Source organism: Streptomyces sp. WELS2 (genome assembly GCF_013870595.1).
Lineage (GTDB): Bacteria > Actinomycetota > Actinomycetes > Streptomycetales > Streptomycetaceae > Streptomyces.
In genome coordinates, this window is sequence record NZ_JACBWZ010001175.1 from 1 (window position 1) to 1541 (window position 1541).

The 1541-nt window shown below is 72.4% G+C and carries 2 protein-coding genes and 1 pseudogene; 2 read left to right on the forward strand and 1 reads right to left on the reverse strand.

Annotated elements, in window-relative coordinates:
- Positions 1–347, reverse strand: a 347-nt coding sequence (locus tag H5J33_RS34760) for a DUF5324 family protein (protein ID WP_181798640.1), incomplete at its 3' end; no start/stop codon positions are given.
- 210 nt (positions 348–557) lie between these two features.
- On the opposite strand from H5J33_RS34760, the gene H5J33_RS34765 reads away from it, so the two are divergent.
- Together H5J33_RS34765 and H5J33_RS34770 are read left to right on the forward strand one after the other, a co-directional pair.
- Complete coding sequence (locus H5J33_RS34765) at positions 558–1088, forward strand: peptidylprolyl isomerase (RefSeq protein WP_181798641.1); 531 nt, start codon at positions 558–560, stop codon at positions 1086–1088.
- Positions 1089–1200: 112 nt separating this feature from the next.
- Positions 1201–1541: pseudogene (locus tag H5J33_RS34770) on the forward strand (rhomboid family intramembrane serine protease); the annotation flags it as partial.

The following is a 1541-nucleotide window of genomic DNA, read 5'->3' on the forward strand; positions in this document are numbered from 1 at the left end:
GGTCGGCGGTGTCCTGCTCCAGGGCGCCGGCCCGGCACTCCGCCCTGGCCGGCCTGCCGGGCCGCCTTGCGGGCACGCAGGGCGGCCTCCTGGGCGGCGAGGTCGACCTTCGGCGGCACATGGGTGAGCGCCTGCTCCAGGCGGGGGGCGAGCCGGGCGTCGTACTGCACGCGGGCCTGCTCCGCGGCCTGTGACACCACGGGCGCCAGCCGTACGCGTGCCTCCTGCGCGTAGTACGCGGCACGCTCCTTGGCCGTGTCGGCGTAAGGCGCCACCACTTCCGCGGCGTGCAGCACGCTGTCCTTCGCCGAGCCGGTCGCGGCGCGCACGCTGTCAATGCGGGTCACGGGTTCCTCCTCCTCGGTGGCGTACGGTATTTCGACTTTCCACCCTTTTACGGATCATGCCTGTGGTGGGCCGGTGCGGCACGCGCGGGCGGGCATATGGGTGCCGGCCGCCCTCCGGGGAGCGGTCCGGGCGGGGGCGGCCGGGCGTCGGGCGGGCGGGAGCGTGGAAGGATCGGAGCACCGCGGCGGAACGACGACGGAAGGCGGACCGTGGCCGAGCAGCTCTACGCCACCCTGAAGACCACACTCGGGGACATCGAGATCCGGCTCTTTCCACTGCACGCGCCCGTCACGGTCAGAAACTTCGTGGAACTGGCGCGCGGCGAGCGGGAGTGGACCCATCCCGGCACCGGCGTGCGCGGCAGGGACCCGCTCTACGACGGCACGGTCTTCCACGCGGTGATCGACGGCTTCATGATCCAGGGTGGCGACCCCCTGGGCAACGGCCTCGGCGGACCCGGCTACGGCTTCGAGGACGAGTGCCATCCCGACCTGGCCTTCGACACGCCGTACCTGATGGCGATGGCCAGCGCCGGCCCGGGCACCAACGGCTCGCAGTTCTTCATCACCGTCACCCCGAGCACCTGGCTGAACGGCAAGCGCACCATCTTCGGCGAGGTCAGCACCCCGGCCGGCCGCAAGGTCGTGGACGCCATCGCGCGCGTGCCGACCGGACGCAACGACCGGCCGCTGACCGACGTCGTGCTCCACACCGTGCTGATCGAGACCCGCGAGGAGTGAACGGCGGCCGCCCCCACCCGCCCGTGCGGGGAACCGGACACCGCGCTCGTCCGTAAGGATGAAGGGGCAGGATAGTGCCGTCAGCCACGGACACGACGAGCAAGGGGATCTGATGGAGCAGGCCGCAGGGAGCGCGCAGGACGCCCACAGCGCGCCCGGGTGCTACCGGCACCCGGAGCGCGAGACCGGCGTGCGCTGCACCCGCTGTGAACGGCCCATCTGCCCGGAGTGCATGGTCAGCGCCTCGGTCGGCTTCCAGTGCCCGGACTGCGTCCGCGGCGGCACCGGCGAGGGCCCCGCCCCGCAGGCGTCCCGCCCGCGCACTCTCGCCGGCGGCACGGTCACGGCGGACCCCCGGCTGCTCACCAAGATCCTGATCGGGATCAACCTCGCGATGTTCGTCACGATCAAGGCCGATCCCTCGTTCCTGTACGACGTCGTGCTCTACGGCGG